The sequence below is a fragment of the Rheinheimera salexigens genome, from assembly GCF_001752395.1.
GTDB lineage: Bacteria > Pseudomonadota > Gammaproteobacteria > Enterobacterales > Alteromonadaceae > Alishewanella > Alishewanella salexigens.
In genome coordinates this window covers 1,861,989-1,879,778 of sequence record NZ_MKEK01000001.1, presented here as the reverse complement: position 1 = coordinate 1,879,778, position 17,790 = coordinate 1,861,989, and the positions used below count along the sequence as shown (strand labels likewise).

Annotated in this window: 14 protein-coding genes; 3 read left to right on the top strand and 11 right to left on the bottom strand. The window is 43.9% G+C overall.

The genetic code is table 11. From position 1 onward, the window contains the following. Positions 1-112: 112 nt before the first annotated feature. Entirely contained in the window at positions 113-3,388 is a 3,276-nt protein-coding gene (locus BI198_RS08600; protein ID WP_070049183.1) for a S41 family peptidase, read from the bottom strand. 187 nt (positions 3,389-3,575) lie between these two features. Continuing rightward, positions 3,576-4,664: a pyridoxal-phosphate-dependent aminotransferase family protein gene (locus BI198_RS08595; RefSeq protein WP_201243616.1), complete on the bottom strand. Its 1,089-nt coding sequence runs from the start codon at positions 4,662-4,664 to the stop codon at positions 3,576-3,578. Between the two features lie 303 nt (positions 4,665-4,967). Here BI198_RS08595 and BI198_RS08590 point away from each other — a divergent pair, with 303 nt between their 5' ends. Next, positions 4,968-5,306, top strand: coding sequence for a zinc ribbon domain-containing protein YjdM (locus BI198_RS08590; RefSeq protein WP_070049181.1), 339 nt, complete (start codon positions 4,968-4,970; stop codon positions 5,304-5,306). 97 nt (positions 5,307-5,403) lie between these two features. Here the strand turns inward: BI198_RS08590 and BI198_RS08585 are convergent, their stop codons facing one another. The 6 genes from BI198_RS08585 to bioB all read right to left on the bottom strand — a co-directional run bounded on the left by BI198_RS08585 (position 5,404) and on the right by bioB (position 11,419). After that, positions 5,404-6,417, bottom strand: a complete 1,014-nt coding sequence (locus BI198_RS08585) for an LLM class flavin-dependent oxidoreductase (protein ID WP_070049180.1) — start codon at positions 6,415-6,417, stop codon at positions 5,404-5,406. Continuing rightward, positions 6,417-7,283: a protease HtpX gene (gene htpX / locus BI198_RS08580; RefSeq protein WP_070049179.1), complete on the bottom strand. Its 867-nt coding sequence runs from the start codon at positions 7,281-7,283 to the stop codon at positions 6,417-6,419. The genes BI198_RS08585 and htpX overlap by 1 nt, the downstream gene beginning before the upstream one ends. Positions 7,284-7,577: 294 nt before the next feature. Continuing rightward, positions 7,578-8,357, bottom strand: coding sequence for a dethiobiotin synthase (gene bioD / locus BI198_RS08575; RefSeq protein ID WP_235605290.1), 780 nt, complete (start codon positions 8,355-8,357; stop codon positions 7,578-7,580). Further along, entirely contained in the window at positions 8,311-9,177 is an 867-nt protein-coding gene (gene bioC / locus BI198_RS08570) for a malonyl-ACP O-methyltransferase BioC (protein ID WP_083256587.1), read from the bottom strand. The genes bioD and bioC overlap by 47 nt, the downstream gene beginning before the upstream one ends. Next, positions 9,161-10,327, bottom strand: coding sequence for an aminotransferase class I/II-fold pyridoxal phosphate-dependent enzyme (locus BI198_RS08565; protein WP_070049177.1), 1,167 nt, complete (start codon positions 10,325-10,327; stop codon positions 9,161-9,163). The genes bioC and BI198_RS08565 overlap by 17 nt, the downstream gene beginning before the upstream one ends. A 51-nt stretch (positions 10,328-10,378) precedes the next feature. Further along, positions 10,379-11,419: a biotin synthase BioB gene (bioB, locus tag BI198_RS08560; RefSeq protein WP_070049176.1), complete on the bottom strand. Its 1,041-nt coding sequence runs from the start codon at positions 11,417-11,419 to the stop codon at positions 10,379-10,381. A 106-nt stretch (positions 11,420-11,525) separates the two neighbouring features. Here bioB and bioA point away from each other — a divergent pair, with 106 nt between their 5' ends. After that, positions 11,526-12,827 carry an adenosylmethionine--8-amino-7-oxononanoate transaminase gene (bioA, locus tag BI198_RS08555; RefSeq protein ID WP_070049175.1) on the top strand — a complete coding sequence of 434 codons (1,302 nt, stop codon included), beginning with the start codon at positions 11,526-11,528 and terminating at the stop codon, positions 12,825-12,827. A gap of 18 nt (positions 12,828-12,845) precedes the next feature. Here the strand turns inward: bioA and BI198_RS08550 are convergent, their stop codons facing one another. Next, positions 12,846-13,217 carry a hypothetical protein gene (locus BI198_RS08550; protein WP_070049174.1) on the bottom strand — a complete coding sequence of 124 codons (372 nt, stop codon included), beginning with the start codon at positions 13,215-13,217 and terminating at the stop codon, positions 12,846-12,848. A gap of 103 nt (positions 13,218-13,320) precedes the next feature. Here BI198_RS08550 and asnS point away from each other — a divergent pair, with 103 nt between their 5' ends. After that, positions 13,321-14,721: an asparagine--tRNA ligase gene (gene asnS, locus BI198_RS08545; RefSeq protein ID WP_070049173.1), complete on the top strand. Its 1,401-nt coding sequence runs from the start codon at positions 13,321-13,323 to the stop codon at positions 14,719-14,721. 110 nt (positions 14,722-14,831) lie between these two features. On the opposite strand, the gene BI198_RS08540 is transcribed toward asnS, so the two are convergent. Next, complete coding sequence (locus BI198_RS08540; protein ID WP_070049172.1) at positions 14,832-15,389, bottom strand: NAD(P)H nitroreductase; 558 nt, start codon at positions 15,387-15,389, stop codon at positions 14,832-14,834. 254 nt (positions 15,390-15,643) lie between these two features. Beyond that, positions 15,644-17,662: an NADPH-dependent 2,4-dienoyl-CoA reductase gene (locus BI198_RS08535; protein WP_070050782.1), complete on the bottom strand. Its 2,019-nt coding sequence runs from the start codon at positions 17,660-17,662 to the stop codon at positions 15,644-15,646. Positions 17,663-17,790 lie beyond the last annotated feature (128 nt).

Here is a 17,790-nt window from a genome sequence, read left to right as displayed (position 1 = left end):
CTATATAAATCATAAACAAAAGCCCAGTCATAAGACTGGGCTTTTTATCCAATTTAACGCTTAAACGAGCATAAATGGCTGTATAAATATAACTTTATAGTAAAAATAAATATTATAAAGCTTTAACATCCACAGCAATACCGCTTGTTGGCAGCGTTGCTTTAAGCGGGGTTATGGGTTGTTGAAATAGCTGCTTATTTAAATAGTCTAGCGCATGTTGCAACTGCGCATCTTCACCGTTAAAGGTAGCATAAGGTAAGTTGTCTACTTCTACGTCAGGGCTAACACCATAGCCTTCAATGATCCAACTACCATCCATTGCATACTGCGCGGTTTCAGCCACCCTCGCCATACCATTATCACTTAAACGATTGCGGCCAGATAACCAGACGCCCGCCCCTGCGGTTCGCTTACCCACTAATGGAGCTAAGCCTAAGCTTTTGACACCCGCTGCAAAGGTTTCGCCATCTGAGTAGGTTAGTTGATCTGTAAGCACCACTAAATGACCACGAAAAGTTTGTTGCATGTTGGTATAAGCCGCTCCCTGCGTAGGTTGCCAAAAAGCCCATGCTTTACGTAATAGTTTTTCAATAATCCAGCTATCAATGTTACCGCCGCGATTACGTCTAACGTCGATGATTAAGCCTTTTTTATCATAATTAGCATAAAATTCACGAGCAAAATTCGATACGTCGCCGCTGCCCATTGCATACAAATGTAAATAACCAAACTCATTATTACTTTGCTCTGTTACTTTTTGTTGGTTATGCCACACCCAATCTTGATAACGTAACCGGCTATCTTGACCTGCGGGAACAACCACCGTTTGCCATTGCTTTTTACCACGCTGCACATTCAGTAATACTTGTTTACCGGCTTGATTACGCAACTGTTGAATTAAGTCAGCTTCGGTATTAACTGGCGTGCCATTTACGGCGGTTATAATATCGCCTTCGCTAATATCAACCCCCGGTTTAGCTAATGGCGATAGCATGGCTAACACTTCCGGATCAGAACGATAAATTTGTTCTACTTTAAGCCCAGATTTTTGCGCCACAAAACGGGCGCCTAAACTAGCGACTTTAGGTTGGGTATCAGTTTGACGATACTCGCCACCACGCACTTGGGAATGTAGGGCATTTAACTCGCCCATCATTTGCGCAAACACATCATCTAATTCATAACGGTCTGTAACTCGCGCCAGCAACGGTTGATACTTTTCTTTACTGGCCTGCCAATCCAGTCCGCGCATGCCTTTATCAAATAAGAAATCACGATGCATCCGCCAAGCATCAGCAAACATTTGCTGCCACTCTTCAGTAGGTGACAGCGCTAATTGCCAATTATTAATATTTAACCGATTATGCTTTAATTCTTTTGGCAACTTGTCCGTCGCCGCTACTACTAACATCTCGGCTTTGCCGTCTTTAGTTGGCTGACGTACAAATAACGTTTTGCCATCGGCTGCCAGTTGGTAATCAGCTACATCACTAGCAAAGGTAGTTACTTTGGCTTCAGTACGACTTAACTCAACTTGTTTTAACTGTCGTTTACTATTAGCACCTGTAGCACGATCTAACATGTATAAACGTTTATCGTTAAGGGCTAACTTATAATAATTACTAGCCGCCACTGGCACTTGCCATAAACGTTGTTGCACACCTTGCCAGTCCACTAAGTTACCTTTTTTACCATTGCGACTGTCTAATGCGGCTTTATCATTACAGCTATCTAACTCCTGCTCGGGTCTAAAGCCAAAACAGGCTTGTTGCTTTAAGCTGACGGCAAATATTTCACTGCGTTGATCAAACATCGGCCCCATATTGCGATCGCCCCAAGGGCTACCGGGTGTGGCAGTAAATTTACGATTGGATACAAAGTACAGCCATAAGCCGTCTGGGCTTATGGTCGGTGAATAAGAATCATATTTTGCAGAAGTAATCAGCTGAGCCTGTTTATCGGCTAAGTTATATAAGCCAAGCCTTGCCCGTTCGCCATTAGCCGCATTTAGGGTAAACGCTAATAACTGACTATCTGCAGACCAAACTAAATCAGAGTAGCCACGTAAACCAATACCCTCTTGATAGACTTTGCTATTTTTACCACTATTAACATCGAGCAACCATAAATCGCCGGCTTTATCATCATGGGCAATATATCGACCATCAGGCGATAACGCTAATTGCCAACGATGGCTAGTGCCATCTTTGGTTAGTTGTTTATGATTTTTACTGCCATCGGCGGCAAAGCGCCATATTTCATTTTCACCACTACTATCGTTAATAGCATAAACCCAATTGCCATCTTTGCTTAGCACCGCTTCACGTGAGCGACTACCTTCTGGCGTATCAACTTGGACTAAACGTCGCTTACCGGTTGCCGAGATAACAATTTGACCCCGTGCCGTAATAACGGCTAATTGGCTATCGGCTTGCTGGCTTTGATAATGGGCACTGGTTAAGTAATTTAAGGGTTTGTCTAACCACCGCTCGCGTTGCTGTACTCGATCAGACGCCAGCGCAATGTTAACCGGCTGACTGCTATTATCATTTAGATTGAGCAAGTGTAAATCGGCGCCTAACTGATAAACAATTTGGCCATTAGACAAACTAGCACGGCCTATACGCCATTCTTTATGAAAGCTATGTTGCTTAAAGTCATTACCTTGGCTGTCAACTGACCAAATATTGCTATTACCATCAGCATCACTAACAAAATAAACTCTCTGTTGGTAATACATCGGCTGACTAATATTACCTTGATGCTGTTTACTTAATAATACGGCTTCTTTATCTGAGTCTAACTGCCAGCGCCATAATTCACCTAAGGCACCACCGCGATACACTTTAGTGTTGTCGGCAGATAATGAAATACCAAATCGGGTAAAGAATAACTGTTTACCACTGTCATCAATGCTACCGCCTGATGCATCTGCTAATGGAATGCTTTCACGTTGTAAAGTTGTAGGATCAACGGTTTTTAATACCCAATAGTTTGATGGCCCAACGGCACTGTCAGTGCTATATAAAATTCTGCCGTCACTTAGCCACTGCTGTATACGCACTCGGCTATTTTCAAAGCTTAAACGTTTAGCGCTACCGCCAGCCAAAGGCATGATATAAATTTCATCGGCACCTTCATAATTGGCTACAAATGCCACTTGTTTACCGTCGGCAGAAATAATAGCTTGGCTTTCTTCGGCCAAATGGCTGGTTACCCGACGCGCGTCGGCAGCATGAGTGCTGGCTTGCCATAAGTCGCCTTCAGCGGTAAAAATTATTTGTTGGTTATGTAAGGTCGGTGAGCGGTAATAACCATCCGCTGCGTAGGCCGAGCCCATAAGGCAAGCAACTAAAGCTGAGCTTAATACCGAGTAACGCAATTTCATAAATGCCTCTTTTTATTATTTCTTATATAGTTTTCTTATTTAGCCCGCTCTACGTTAGCAGAAGCAGCAAGGGGCACCAATTAAAAGCGATAAGTAGCTGAGGCAAGTTGGTAAACAGCAGGTTAAGCCCCCCTCTTAGCAATAGATTGCAAGGGTAAAGCCTGGGCTTAACCTGTGTTAGGTCATTTTAGGCAGATTTAACTAATACATTTTGTAGTGCTTGTAAGCATAAGGCGACATTTTCGCGCTTAGCGGCATAACCCATAAGACCTATGCGCCATGCTTTGCCGGCTAAGTCTCCTAAGCCTGCGCCAATTTCTAAATTATAGTCTTCAAGCAGTTGTTTACGCACGGCAGCGTCATCAACACCCTCTGGGATGAACACGGCATTTAATTGCGGTAAACGTGACTCTTGGGCAACCACAAAATTTAAACCTAATGGTTCAAGACCTGTTTTAAGTAACTGATGCATATCGTTATGGCGTTGCCATGCTTGCTCTAAGCCTTCTGCCGCTAATAAACGTAGCGACTCATGCAGTGCATATAAGGCATTGACTGGCGCCGTATGATGATAACTGCGCTTAGCACCGCCGCTCCAATAAGCCATGACTAAGCTTTGATCTAAAAACCAGCTTTGTACCGGAACAGTTCGCGCTTTAATAACTTCAACTGCGGCCGGTGAAAAAGACACGGGTGATAAGCCCGGCACGCAAGATAAACATTTTTGACTCCCCGCATAAATGGCATCAATACCCCAGTCATCAACACGTAGCTCAGAGCCGCCTAAAGAGGTCACCGCATCAACAATGGATAAACAATTATATTTTTTAGCTAAGGCGCATAATGTTTTCGCATCCGACAAAGCGCCAGTTGAGGTTTCAGCATGAACAAATGCCACAAACTTCACTTCAGGGTGATCTTTTAACGCTTGCTCTACAGCTGCGGGAGATACAGGTTCGCCCCAAGCGTTATCAACGGTAATAGCTGTTGCACCACAGCGCACCACGTTTTGGCGCATGCGCTCGCCAAACACACCATTACGACAGACAATAACGCTATCACCAGGCTGCAGTAAATTAACAAAACAAGTTTCCATGCCCGCACTGCCGGGTGCCGATACGGCTAACGTCATTTCATTACGGGTTTGAAACGCATACTGTAATAGCTGCTTTAACTCATCCATCATGGTAATAAACAACGGATCTAAATGGCCAATAGTTGGTTTTGCTTGCGCCGCTAACACTTGTGGATGCACATCCGATGGGCCCGGCCCCATTAAAATCCTTCGTGGCGGATTAAAAGCGGCAATATTTGGTGCTTTGATCATACAAACTCCTAAAAATAGCGTAATTAACTATAATGAATGCACATATGGCATTAATGTAGCAAAAAATGCCGGTACTAACAGCTAGACAAACGTATAACCACTATTCAATGCACTAATGGGCTAGTACTAATAGACAAAGTACTAATAGACTCAGCGCTAATAATCAGCATAAGCTAGCGCTATCGGGTATAATGGCAACTTTATTGGCTTAGATAGCTATTTATATTCACATTTTTAATCAGGAAAATAGTAATGAGTACTTTACCGGCCTGCCCTAAATGCGCATCTGTGTTTACTTATGAAGATGGTGTTTTATTAGTTTGCCCAGAATGTGGCCATGAATGGTCTGCAGATGCTGCTGACACCTCAAGTGATACCAAAGTTATTCGTGATTCTGCAGGTAATGAATTACAAGATGGTGATACCGTCACAGTGATTAAAGACTTAAAAGTTAAAGGTTCGTCAGCAGTGGTTAAAATTGGCACTAAAGTGAAAAACATTCGTTTAGTGGAAGCTGATCATGATATTGATTGTAAAATTGATGGTTTTGGCCAAATGAGCCTAAAATCGGAATTTGTGCGTAAAGTTTAAATCTAGAGTTTAATTCTCACATTTGAAAATAATACGGCCACCGTTTAATCTCTTAAACGGTGGCCATTTTTCTTATTTTCTTTGCATTTCTGCTTGTCTAGCTTTGCTTGGCTTGCATTGCCAGTTCAAAACTTTTCAACCTATCGCTAGCGTTATACAAATCACAGGTGAATATTAATTCATCGGCCTGTGTCTCATTAACAATTCGCTGTAAGCCTGCTTTAACTTTGTCTGGGCCACCCACTACAGCCATAGCAAAGAAGTTTTCAACCGCTTGCTGCTCATGCGGTAGCCATAATCCTTGCATGCTGTGTACCGGTGGTTTCATTTTTAACGAGTCGCCCCGCACCAGTGCTAAAATGCGTTGATAAGCGGTGGTCGCTAAATATTCAGCCTGCTCGTCAGTCTCAGCTGCCAGCAAAGGTACGCCTAACATGACATAAGGCTTGGCAAGTTCTGCTGAAGGCTTAAAGTTATCTCGGTATAAGGTGATGGCTTGCTGCATAAAACGCGGCGCAAAATGGGAGGCAAAGGCATAAGGTAAGCCTAACTCAGCCGCCAATTGGGCGCTAAATAAGCTAGAGCCCAGCAACCAAAGCGGTACATTGGTGCCATTGCCAGGGGTAGCTACTACGCGTTGTCCTGGTTTGGCCGGCCGCAAATAGTGCTGTAATTCAGCTACATCTTGCGGAAAGTCCTCTGCACTTCCAGAGCGAGCGCGTCTTAATGCATGTGCGGTATACTGATCTGAGCCTGGTGCCCGGCCCAACCCAAGCTCAATTCGGCCTGGGTACAAGGTTTCAAGGGTACCAAACTGCTCTGCTATCACTAACGGAGCATGATTGGGCAACATAATACCACCCGAGCCTAAACGAATACTTTTCGTGCCCGCTGCTAAATACCCCAACAGCACGGCAACAGCAGAGCTAGCAATACCGTCCATGTTGTGGTGCTCTGCTACCCAAAAACGTGAGTAGCCTAACGCCTCAACATGCTGAGCTAACGCCAAAGCATTATGCAAGGCCTCGGCTGTATCTCCGGTATCACGCACCGGAGCCAACTCAAGCACTGACAGTTTAACATTGGTTAAACTAGACTCTTCATTCGACATTAAAATGCACCTCCACGTAACGCAGCTATACGTTTTTCTAATGGTGGATGACTTAAAAACAGCTCTGACTTCTTAGTGCCACTAGCAATACCAAACGCCATCATACTGCCTTCTAAATGACTTTCAGAGTTACCTTTTAAACGCTCTAAGGCAGCTATCATCTTCTGCGGGCCTTCAATTCTGGCGGCACCGGCATCGGCACGGTATTCACGTTGACGAGAAAACCACATCACAATAATACTCGCTAACACGCCAAACACCATTTCTAACGCGAATACAGTGGCATAATAAGCAAAACCACCGCCTTGGTTATTATTATTACCGCTGTTGTTCAACATACCGGCAACTAAGCGGGCAAAGAAGATAACAAACGTATTCACCACACCTTGAATTAAGGTTAACGTCACCATATCGCCATTTGCAACGTGAGATATTTCATGGGCTAATACGGCTTCCACTTCTTCTTGACGCATACTACGCAACAAGCCGGTACTGACAGCAACAAGTGCATTATTGCGGTTCATACCAGTGGCAAACGCATTCATCTCAGGTGAGTCGTATACGGCCACTTCTGGCATACCAATATTAGCCGCTTTAGCTTGCCGAGCTACCGTTGCCATTAACCACTGTTCAGTGGCATTACGCGGCTGTTCTATTACGACTGCCCCGGTTGAGCGCTTGGCCATCCATTTTGAAATAGCTAACGAAATAAACGAACCACCAAAACCAAACACCGCAGCAAACACTAATAAACCGCTAATACTGCTGCGATCCACACCCAACATACTAAACACTACGTTAAGCACGATGCTTAACACTGCGATTACCGCCAAGTTAGTGGCTAAAAATAAAACAATTCTTTTCACGTTGATGACCTTTTTAAAATTGACTGTAGTTAATATGAGGGCGCGCGGCGTATTTTCAATTTGTTTTGGCGTTTAGTTAACAAATCAATTGTAATTAAGCGTATTTAGCCGCCGTTTTGAATAATCTTTGCGATGAAGATGAACAGTAATAGCTTAGCTAAAAGCATAATTCTAAGTATATGTATAAATATAAGTATGCTGAGCTAAACGCTTATATGACTGGGATGGATAAGACACTTGGCTGACAAGTGTCAGTTTATGCTTAGCTTCACTTTAGGATGTAAAGCAATTGGATTAAAGCAATGCCATAACAGCTGTAGCCAATTGTTTGGCTTGTTCAGCATAGGCGCTATTATGTGTTGGATGTGTGGGGTCAGAGTCCTTAGTACTTAGCTGAGTGCAAGGCTGAAAAGGCAATACCGCTAAACATGGCTGGCTAATCCTCTGTTGCAAGTCTTGAATGTTTTGTTCTAACAATAACATGTGCGGATCTACGCAATTGGCCACCCAACCAACAATCTTGCAGCCACTGCGCTCTATTTCACGCAGGGTTAACATAGCGTGATTTAAGCAGCCTAATTTTACGCCTATCACCACAATCACCGCTAGTTTATGTTCGGCCACCCAGTCAGCCAAATAGCGTTTATTATTTAGTGGCAGTAACCAACCACCAGCGCCTTCTATGACACAAACATCTGCAGGATGTTGTTGCCACTGTTGCAAGCTATGATTAAGCACTGCTTCATTAATAGGTTGCTGACTTAGCGCTGCCGCTAAATGCGGTGCTACCGGTTGCTGAAAAAACAGTGGGTTATGCCAAGAGTGTGGTAACGCGTTACTAGAATGTTGTTGCAATAATAAGGCGTCGCTATTCTCATTTGCCATATGACCGCTTACCTCAAGACCGCCGGCGGCTATAGGCTTAACCGCTATCACTTGCTGATTTAACTGCTTAAGTCCTTGCAGCAACATCACACTGACATAGGTTTTACCGGCATCGGTATCGGTTGCAGTAATAAATACCGTTTTACAGCTCATGTTCTGGCTCATTTGTTGGCCCAAGTTTTTTGCCATAGATAAATAACACCTGATAACTGGCTTTTAAACCGATGGCAGTACGATGTTGTTCATAAGCTTGCGCAAGTTGCTGCCAATACTGTTTGCCAGTTAAGCCTAAACGTTTTTTACCCACTACTTGGTTGGCCCCTAATGCTTTTAACTCTCGGGCTAAGCTTATTACGTCGGGGTAATATAATGGATAACTGCGCTGCACAAATTGCCAATTAATACCGGGTATTTGCTGACAAAGCTTCATTAGCTGTTCGGCCGGTAGAAATTCATTAACATGGTTTTCATTATCCAACGTCGCAAAAGCATGGCGTAGTTCATCTAGCGAACCTTGAACTAAAGTGCTAATCACAAACTGACCGTTGTTGGCTAAAACCCGTTCCATTTCGGATAACACCTGGCTTGGTTTAGGGCACCATTGCAGCATTAAGCTAGAAAACACCTTATCAACACTGTTATCCGCTAGCGGTAAATGTGCTGCATCTGCTTGTAGATACTCTTTAGCTAAAGCTAACTCTGCGGCTTTAGCTAACATATCTTGGCTAAGATCAATTGCGGTTAACTGTTGACAGTATTCTGTAAACTTAGGATGCAGCCAACCTGGACCACAGCCTAAATCTACTAAATGGCCTTGGCTTGTGCTGGGTAATAACGTTAATGCGTTTAACGCCACCTGTTGTTGTAAACGCGCCGCGCCAACATAGCTTTCACGGGCTTTACCAAAACGCTGAGCTATTTGCGCCGTAATCGGCGCTTGTTGATGCAATTGCGCGGCTAGTTGCTGGCTAAGTTGTTGCTGTATAGCGAGATCAGGCAATAAGGTCATAATTCTGCCTTAAATATGTAATAAGCTGATGAATATCAGCAGTTTGATGCTGGCTACTTAATGTAACGCGTAACCTTGCACTACCAACCGGCACTGTTGGAGGTCTAATGGCGCTGAGCCAAATCTGCGGTTGTTTTAAAGCGGCACTAAGTTGTAATGCCTGCTCTGAACTGCCGATGATTACCGCTTGAATGGCAGTGTTAGACGTTAATATAGGTAAATCGGCAGCGATGGCTAACTGCCTAAACAGCTGAATATTTTGCTGTAACTTATCTCGGCGCCATTGCTGTTCACGGCATAACCTTATACTGGTTAACACGGCTGCGCACAGTGCGGGTGATAAACCCGTGCTATACACATAATGCCGCGCAAATTGCTCTAAATAATCAATAACGGTGCTGCTGGCGCCAATAAATGCCCCAGCCACCCCCAAAGCTTTACCAAAATTAGCCATACTGCAAAATAACTCAGACGAAGCAACTTGTTGCGCGGCGGCACTGCCCCGACCTTGCTCGCCTAACATGCCAATGCCATGGGCATCATCCAGTAATAAATAGGCGTTATGTTGTTGGCACAGTTTGGCAGTAGCAGCAAGATCAGGGCTATCGCCGTCCATGCTAAACACCCCTTCCGTGACGACCATGGCATTAGCCTCTTGATGGCGCTGTAACTGCTGTGCTAATGCCGATAAATCATTATGAGCAAAGCGTTTAAAGCTAGCGGTGCTATGTTGCGCGGCATCAATTAACGAGGCGTGGCTTAATTTATCTAACAATAAAACATCATGCTTATCGCTTAACGTCATTAGCATGGCTTGATTAGCTGCAAAGCCCGATGAAAACAATAAGCTGCGCTCAAAACCTAACCACTCGCATAACGTATCGTTTAGCTGCTGATGAATAGCATGCTGGCCGGTAACCAGCGGCGAGCCAGTACTACCGGCACCATAACGAAGCGCCCCGTCGGCGTAAGCTTGTAAAACCTGTGGATCACAAGCTAAGCCTAAGTAATCGTTGCCAGAAAAATTAATATAATCTTTATTAGCAACTCGGATAACCCGGCCTTTATATTGCTGCAATACAACAGGCGAGCGCTTAAGCTGCTGCGCTTCACGTTGCATTAATGCTTGCTGTAATTGCTCAAGTTTCATTAGCGATTCTTTTTAATGCTTTTAATAACATGAGTTATTTCGCGGCATGAACTATCTCGCTTCATGAAAAAGCGGCGTAGTATTTTGCTGCGTAATCGCATCGGCTAATGCTAACGAATGCGCTTCGTCTGACACATCGTGCCGACGTTCAGGGTTAATACCCAATTTTTTAAATAACAACATATCAGCATCAGCCTCAGGATTATCTGTGGTCAGAAGCTTATCGCCATAAAATATCGAGTTAGCACCAGCAAAAAAGCATAGTGCTTGCATTTGCTCATTCATCCGCGAGCGACCGGCTGATAAACGGACATGGCTAAGCGGTAACATAATGCGGGCTACCGCTATGGTACGAATAAACTCAAACGCATCTAAATCGTCAACATTTTCTAGCGGAGTACCAGCCACTTTTACTAGCATATTAATAGGCACACTTTGCGGGTGCTCAGGCAAATTAGCCAATTGCATTAATAAAGCTGAGCGATCATTCGCGGTTTCGCCCATGCCTAAAATACCGCCGCAGCATACTTTCATGCCGGCATTACGCACATGCGATAAGGTATCTAAACGATCTTGATAAGTACGCGTAGTAATAATCTCACCGTAAAACTCTGGCGAGGTATCTAAGTTATGGTTATAAAAATCTAAACCAGCATCCGCCAACGTATCTGCTTGATCATTGGTTAGCATGCCTAAGGTCATACAGGTTTCTAAACCTAACTCTTTAACACCGCGTACCATTTCAATAATGTATGGCATATCGCGCTGTTTAGGATTAGTCCACGCTGCGCCCATACAAAACCGAGTCGCCCCTTGCGCTTTAGCCGCATGGGCTTGCTGCAATACTTTTTCTACTTCGATTAAGCGCTCACGCTCTAAACCGGTATTATAATGACCACTTTGCGGACAATATTTGCAATCCTCTGCGCAAGCACCGGTTTTAATCGATAACAAGGTGCTTATTTGCACTTCATTCGGTGTGAAATGTTGACGGTGGACAGTTTGAGCTTGAAAAAGTAAATCGTTAAATGGCAAAGCATAAAGCGCATTTACTTGCTCAAGTGTCCAATTATGGCGCACGGCAGCTGACATAAAAATCCCTATTAAGATTGAGGTTATGATTGTTTTTCGCTAGTCTAGCGCCCGACACAAAGTTGTCAATCTGCTGCAGCCATAAAACTTTACTACAGGTTATTTAATGAGCATAAATTTACAATTTGATCGTGACCACATCTGGCATCCTTATACTTCAATGCTAGATCCCCTGCCTGTTTATCCTGTTGTCGCGGCACATGGCTGTGAGTTAGAGCTAGAGAATGGTCAAAAATTAATTGATGGCACAGCATCATGGTGGTCAGCAGTGCATGGCTATAATCACCCGTTGCTTAATGCAGCGGTGACCGAGCAACTGAGTAAAATGGCTCATGTCATGTTTGGTGGCATAACCCATCCCAGTGCTATTAATTTATGCCAACGGTTATTGGCGATGGTGCCAAATAATTTAACCAAAGTGTTTTTAGCCGATAGTGGTTCAATTGCCGTTGAAGTGGCAATAAAAATGGCGCTGCAGTACTGGCAAGGTATTGCCACAAAGTCTAGCAAGCAAAAGTTAATCAGCCTGCGTAAGGGCTATCATGGTGATACTTTTGCCGCGATGGCGGTATGTGACCCAGTGGATGGCATGCACGGCATGTTTAATGATGTGTTAGCCCAGCATTACTTTTTACCCGCGCCAGAACTTAAAACAGAATCGGACATTGCCTCCGAATGTTTTAACCGCTTTGACCCGAGTGCTATGTTGCCGTTACAGCAGTTACTGCAAGAGCAGCACACGCAAATAGCGGCATTAATTGTAGAGCCCATTGTGCAAGGTTATGGCGGCATGCGTTTTTATCATCCAGAGTACTTAAAAGCCGCCCGAGCCTTATGTGACAAATATGACGTGCTATTAATTTGTGATGAAATTGCCACTGGCTTTGGCCGAACTGGAAAATTATTTGCCTGTGAGCATGCGCAAATACAACCGGATATAATGTGTGTGGGCAAAGCATTAAGCGGTGGCTATATCACGTTGGCAGCCACTTTATGCAGTGATGAAGTCGCTAACGGTATTAGTTTAAGTGATGCCAAAGGCTTAATGCACGGCCCGACTTTTATGGCCAACCCTTTAGCCTGTGCTGTCGCGACGGCCAGTTTAGACATTATTGCTACGGGTAAATGGCAACAACAAGTAGCTGCGATAGAGCAGCAATTAAAACGTGAGTTAGCGCCATGTCAAGGCGTTGCTGGCGTAAAAGATGTTAGAGTATTAGGCGCTATTGGCGTACTAGAAATGGCAGAAAAAGTAGACGTGGCCAAATTACAGCAACGCTTTGTTGAATTAGGGGTTTGGATCCGGCCTTTTAATAACTTAATTTATGTGATGCCGCCGTTTATTATTAGCGCCGCGCAGTTAAGTCAACTTACCGCCGCTATGTATACGGTTATTACTGAGCACTAAATACTGAGCAACGAGCAGCTATTGCCGAGCGATATACAGTAAAAAGCCAACACTGGTGACAAACAGTAATACAATATTTAAATGTAGATGATCGCTGCGCCGTTTTAAACGAAACCAATGCAGCACAAAACTAATACCGCTTAATAGCACACAGCCCCACAGTAGCCATTCTAACCAAGCGGTTAATGTGGGCCGCCAGTAAGTACGAATATCAATATGCCAATAACGCACTAAGCCAGAATCCATTTCTGGGCTAGCATAATGGGTAATCACTAAACACACCACAAACAATAACCAACCGGCTATAGCCAATAAAGTAAATAACCGACAAACTAAATCTGGTCCAGACCGCCTATCTGATTGCTTTTTGGCTAATGTGTGTAGTTCCAATTTTGCTATCCTTTTTCAAGTTTTACTTGTGTTCAGCGCATGGCTTAGTATCATTACCGCTTTCCTTTTATTAGCTAAGTTTACACCTTTTGGAGTTTGTTGCATGACCCACGCCGTGATTAAAGATGTTTTAGCAGGCCGCTATGCCGCAGGTGAGCAAGTCACCGTTAAAGGCTGGATCCGCACACGCCGCGATTCTAAAGCTGGCATTTCTTTTTTAGCCATTCATGATGGTAGCTGTTTTGATGCTATTCAAGCGGTTATACCCGCCGAACTACCTAATTATGCTGCAGAGATTAAACACCTAACGACTGGCTGTTCTGTAATAGCAACTGGCATCATTGTCGAGTCAGAAGGCCAAGGTCAAGCATTTGAAGTGCAAGCCAGTGCGGTGGAAGTTGTCGGTTGGGTTGAAAATCCAGATACTTATCCAATGGCCGCTAAGCGCCATAGCATGGAATATTTACGTGAGTATGCCCACTTACGGCCACGCACTAATATTATGGGTGCAGTAACTCGCGTTCGTCATTGTTTGGCTCAAGCGGTGCATCGCTTTTTTCATGAGCAAGGTTATTACTGGATCAGCACGCCCATCATTACTGGCTCTGATGCCGAAGGTGCCGGTGAAATGTTCCGTGTTAGCACCTTAGACATGGAAAACCTACCGCGTACAGATAAAGGCGTCGTTGATTACAACCAGGACTTCTTTGGTAAAGAAACGTTTTTAACCGTTTCAGGCCAGCTTAATGGCGAAACCTATGCCTGTGCTATGTCAAAAATTTATACTTTTGGCCCAACGTTCCGTGCCGAGAACTCCAATACTAGCCGCCATTTAGCTGAGTTTTGGATGATTGAACCTGAACTGGCTTTTGCTGAGTTAAAAGACATTGCGCAATTAGCAGAAGACATGTTGAAATATGTCTGTAAAGCGGTATTAACCGAACGCGCTGATGATATGGCATTCTTTGCCGAGCGCATTGATAAAACCGCTATTACGCGTTTACAGCAATTAGTTGATTCTAGCTTTGTACGAATGGATTACACCGACGCTATTGAAATCTTAAAAAATTGCGGCAAGAAATTTACCTACCCTGTGGAATGGGGTGTAGATTTACAATCTGAGCACGAACGTTATTTAGCTGAAGAGCACGTTGGCGCGCCTATCATTATGCAAAACTACCCTAAAGACATTAAAGCCTTTTATATGCGTTTAAATGAAGATGGTAAAACCGTTGCTGCTATGGACGTGCTTGCGCCTGGTATTGGCGAAATTATCGGTGGTAGTCAACGTGAAGAGCGTTTAGAAGAGTTTGATAAGCGTTTAGCTGATATGGGCTTAGATAAAGAAGATTATGGCTGGTATCGTGATTTACGTCGCTATGGTACCGTGCCACATGCGGGCTTTGGCTTAGGTTTCGAGCGTTTAGTCTCTTACGTTACGGGTGTCAGTAATATTCGTGACGTGATTGCGTTCCCACGCTCACCAGGTCATGCCGATTTTTAATTATGGGCTGTTTTTTACAGCCTAACTAAAATCTCAATATATAAAAAAGCGCTGTCAGCAATTGCTCACAGCGCTTTTTTTATGACGGCAGATTTATTACCAACAAGTTCTTATAAATAACTAAAGTGATCATCAATCTCAACGGGGTGACGTTTTGCCGGCTCAGCACTAGGTGTGCCTAAATATAAAAAGCCGACTATCTCATCATCTTCACCCAGCGCTAAAGCTTGTTTAACCATATCGAGCTGAGAATAAGTACCGGTGCGCCAAATACCACCAAATCCTTGAGCAAAAGCGGCCTGTTGCATCGCCATTACCGCACAAGCTGCCGAATAGTGCTGTTCTAACACCGGAATTTTCGGATGTTCAGTCACTTTAGCAATACACACAATTACCATAGGTGCTCTTAAAGGCAGCTGACGTGCTCGCTCTAATAACTCTGTGGCCATAGTAGGATTATCATCTACAGCCGCTTCCACAAATATATCGCCTAGTTTAAGCAATGCCTCACGGCCTTCAGCAATAATAAAACGCCATGGTCGCAAATTGCCATGATCAGGAGCTTGTAAAGCAGCACGTTTAATATTATCTAAAGCTTCGCCCATTGGCGCGGGCTCAGTTAAGCGTGGTAAAGAATAGCGGGTGGTCAGTAACGTCAAAGCATCCATAAAAAACCTCGAAGAAGTAAGCTAGTGAAGCCTAACAAATTTATCTACGACTGGCATCTGATTCTATAAACTTTCACTGCAGTTGCTTTGCAATCAAGCAATTTGCTGGTTTTAACACCAGCAAATTGAGGTACGCTGAAGAATAGTAGTATTACAGGTATACAACTTTATGTACTTTTATAAAAATAAAGCTTGGTATACCATACTTAGTATTCAGTTAGGCTTAGTATTCAGTTAGGCTTAGTATTTAGCCTTTAAATTATAGCGGCCAGTTCGGCACCTTGTCGAATAGCCCGCTTAGCGTCTAACTCTGCAGCCACATCGGCACCACCAATTAAATGATGCTTTATACCTTTAGCGGTTAAGCCTGCCACTAAGGCACGTTGTGGCTCTTGTCCGGCACAAATAATCACGTTGTCGACATTTAAACAGCGTTCTTTGCCTTCAATTTCTACCCAAAGTCCATGATCGTCAACTTTTATATAGCTAACACCCGCGATCATTTCAACACCTTTTTTCTTTAACGATGAGCGGTGGATCCAGCCAGTAGTCTTGCCTAATCCTCCACCCACTTTGCTGGTTTTACGCTGTAACAAATAGATTTTTCGCTCAGCTAAAGTAGCTGGTGCATCCGGCAGTAGCGCGCCCCGCGATTGAAACGACTTATCAATACCCCACTCTTTTAACCACGCATCAGGCTGTAAGGTTAATGAATGTTCTTCACTTAAAAATTCTGCAACATCAAACCCAATGCCACCAGCACCTATAATCGCTACATGCTGGCCGACCTTTTTATGGTCTCGCAATACATCTAAGTAGCTAAGAACTTTTACATGATCACTACCCACTAAACCAATATCTCTTGGCACTATACCTGTGGCCAGTATCACTTCATTAAAACCGGCTTCGGCTAAGCTTTCTGCTGTTTGCTCAGTATTTAAATGCACTTTCACCGCATGTAAGCTGAGCATACGATCATAATAACGTAGCGTTTCGTAAAACTCTTCTTTACCCGGAATTTGTTTAGCGTAATTAAATTGACCACCAATTTTATCAGCTTTCTCAAAAATATGGACTTCATGGCCGCGCTCTGCGGCATACACACTAAACGCCAAACCCGCAGGCCCCGAGCCCACTACAGCCAACTTTTTACGTTGTGCTGCAGCAGTAAAGTTTAATTCTGTTTCATAGCAAGCGCGCGGATTAACTAAACAACTGGCGCGCTTATTTTTAAACACATGATCCAAACACGCCTGATTACAGGCAATACAGGTATTAATGGTATCAGCTTGATTAGCAGCCGCTTTATTCACAAAATCAGCGTCGGCTAAAAATGGTCTAGCCATACACACCATATCGGCTTGGCCACTGGCTAAAATATCTTCAGCCACTTGCGGATCATTAATGCGGTTAGTGGCAATCACAGGAATAGTGACTTCTTTGCGTAAGCGCTCTGTGATCCAACTAAAAGCAGCCCGCGGCACACCAGTACTAATAGTGGGCACGCGCGCTTCATGCCAACCAATGCCGGTGTTAATTAAGGTGGCACCGGCTTGTTCAATAGCCCTAGCTAAACTAACCACTTCTTCATAACTACTACCATTCTCCACTAAATCCAGCATGGATAAGCGATATATAATAATAAAATTAGCACCACACTTTTCTCGCACCGCTTTAACGGTTTCGATAGCAAAGCGGCTACGGTTGTCAAAACTTCCACCCCACTCATCTTGGCGTTGATTAGTGCGAGAACAAATAAATTGATTAATTAAATAGCCTTCAGAACCCATGACTTCAACACCATCATAACCGGCTTTTTGTGCCAGATTTGCAGCGTGAGCAAAGTCTTTAATGGTGGTACTCACTTGCCGACTAGACATGGCTGAAGGAGTAAAAGGGGTAATAGGCGATTTAACTTTGCTTGGTGCCACACTAAACGGGTGATAACCATAACGACCAGCATGTAATAATTGTAAGCAAATTTTTGCATCGTGCTCATGCACCGCTGCTGTAACATGCTTATGTTTATTTACCTGCCACCAAAAACTTAACTGACTACCAAACGGCACTAAATTACCGCGAAAATTAGGGCTAATACCGCCAGTAATAATCAAGCCTACACCGCCTTTAGCGCGCTCGGCATAAAAGGCAGCAAGCTTAGCAAAGCCGTGTTTTTCTTCTTCAAGCCCCGTATGCATAGAGCCCATAATCACTCTGTTACGTAAGGTGGTGAATCCCAGTTCTAGTGGTTGTAATAGTTTTTCGTATGCCACATAAGCCTCTCTGGTCGTACCTGTCTGATATAACACAAACTTTATCTGCTTTATTCTGTTTTGGCAAGCAAGCTGCCGTTGTTGGTTAAGAACCAAAGTAAGCATAATACATTTACTTACAAATTCAG

Bases quoted from the DNA above. Each gene is read 5' to 3' on its own strand.
- BI198_RS08595 (WP_201243616.1), bottom strand. From the start codon at position 4,664: ATGGGGCCGGGCCCATCGGATGTGCATCCACAAGTGTTAGCGGCGCAA.
- asnS (WP_070049173.1), top strand. From the start codon at position 13,321: ATGACCCACGCCGTGATTAAAGATGTTTTAGCAGGCCGCTATGCCGCA.
- BI198_RS08540 (WP_070049172.1), bottom strand. From the start codon at position 15,389: ATGGATGCTTTGACGTTACTGACCACCCGCTATTCTTTACCACGCTTA.
- BI198_RS08565 (WP_070049177.1), bottom strand. From the start codon at position 10,327: ATGAAACTTGAGCAATTACAGCAAGCATTAATGCAACGTGAAGCGCAG.
- BI198_RS08600 (WP_070049183.1), bottom strand. From the start codon at position 3,388: ATGAAATTGCGTTACTCGGTATTAAGCTCAGCTTTAGTTGCTTGCCTT.
- BI198_RS08585 (WP_070049180.1), bottom strand. From the start codon at position 6,417: ATGTCGAATGAAGAGTCTAGTTTAACCAATGTTAAACTGTCAGTGCTT.
- bioA (WP_070049175.1), top strand. From the start codon at position 11,526: ATGAGCATAAATTTACAATTTGATCGTGACCACATCTGGCATCCTTAT.
- bioD (WP_235605290.1), bottom strand. From the start codon at position 8,357: ATGGCAAAAAACTTGGGCCAACAAATGAGCCAGAACATGAGCTGTAAA.
- bioB (WP_070049176.1), bottom strand. From the start codon at position 11,419: ATGTCAGCTGCCGTGCGCCATAATTGGACACTTGAGCAAGTAAATGCG.
- BI198_RS08590 (WP_070049181.1), top strand. From the start codon at position 4,968: ATGAGTACTTTACCGGCCTGCCCTAAATGCGCATCTGTGTTTACTTAT.
- bioC (WP_083256587.1), bottom strand. From the start codon at position 9,177: ATGACCTTATTGCCTGATCTCGCTATACAGCAACAACTTAGCCAGCAA.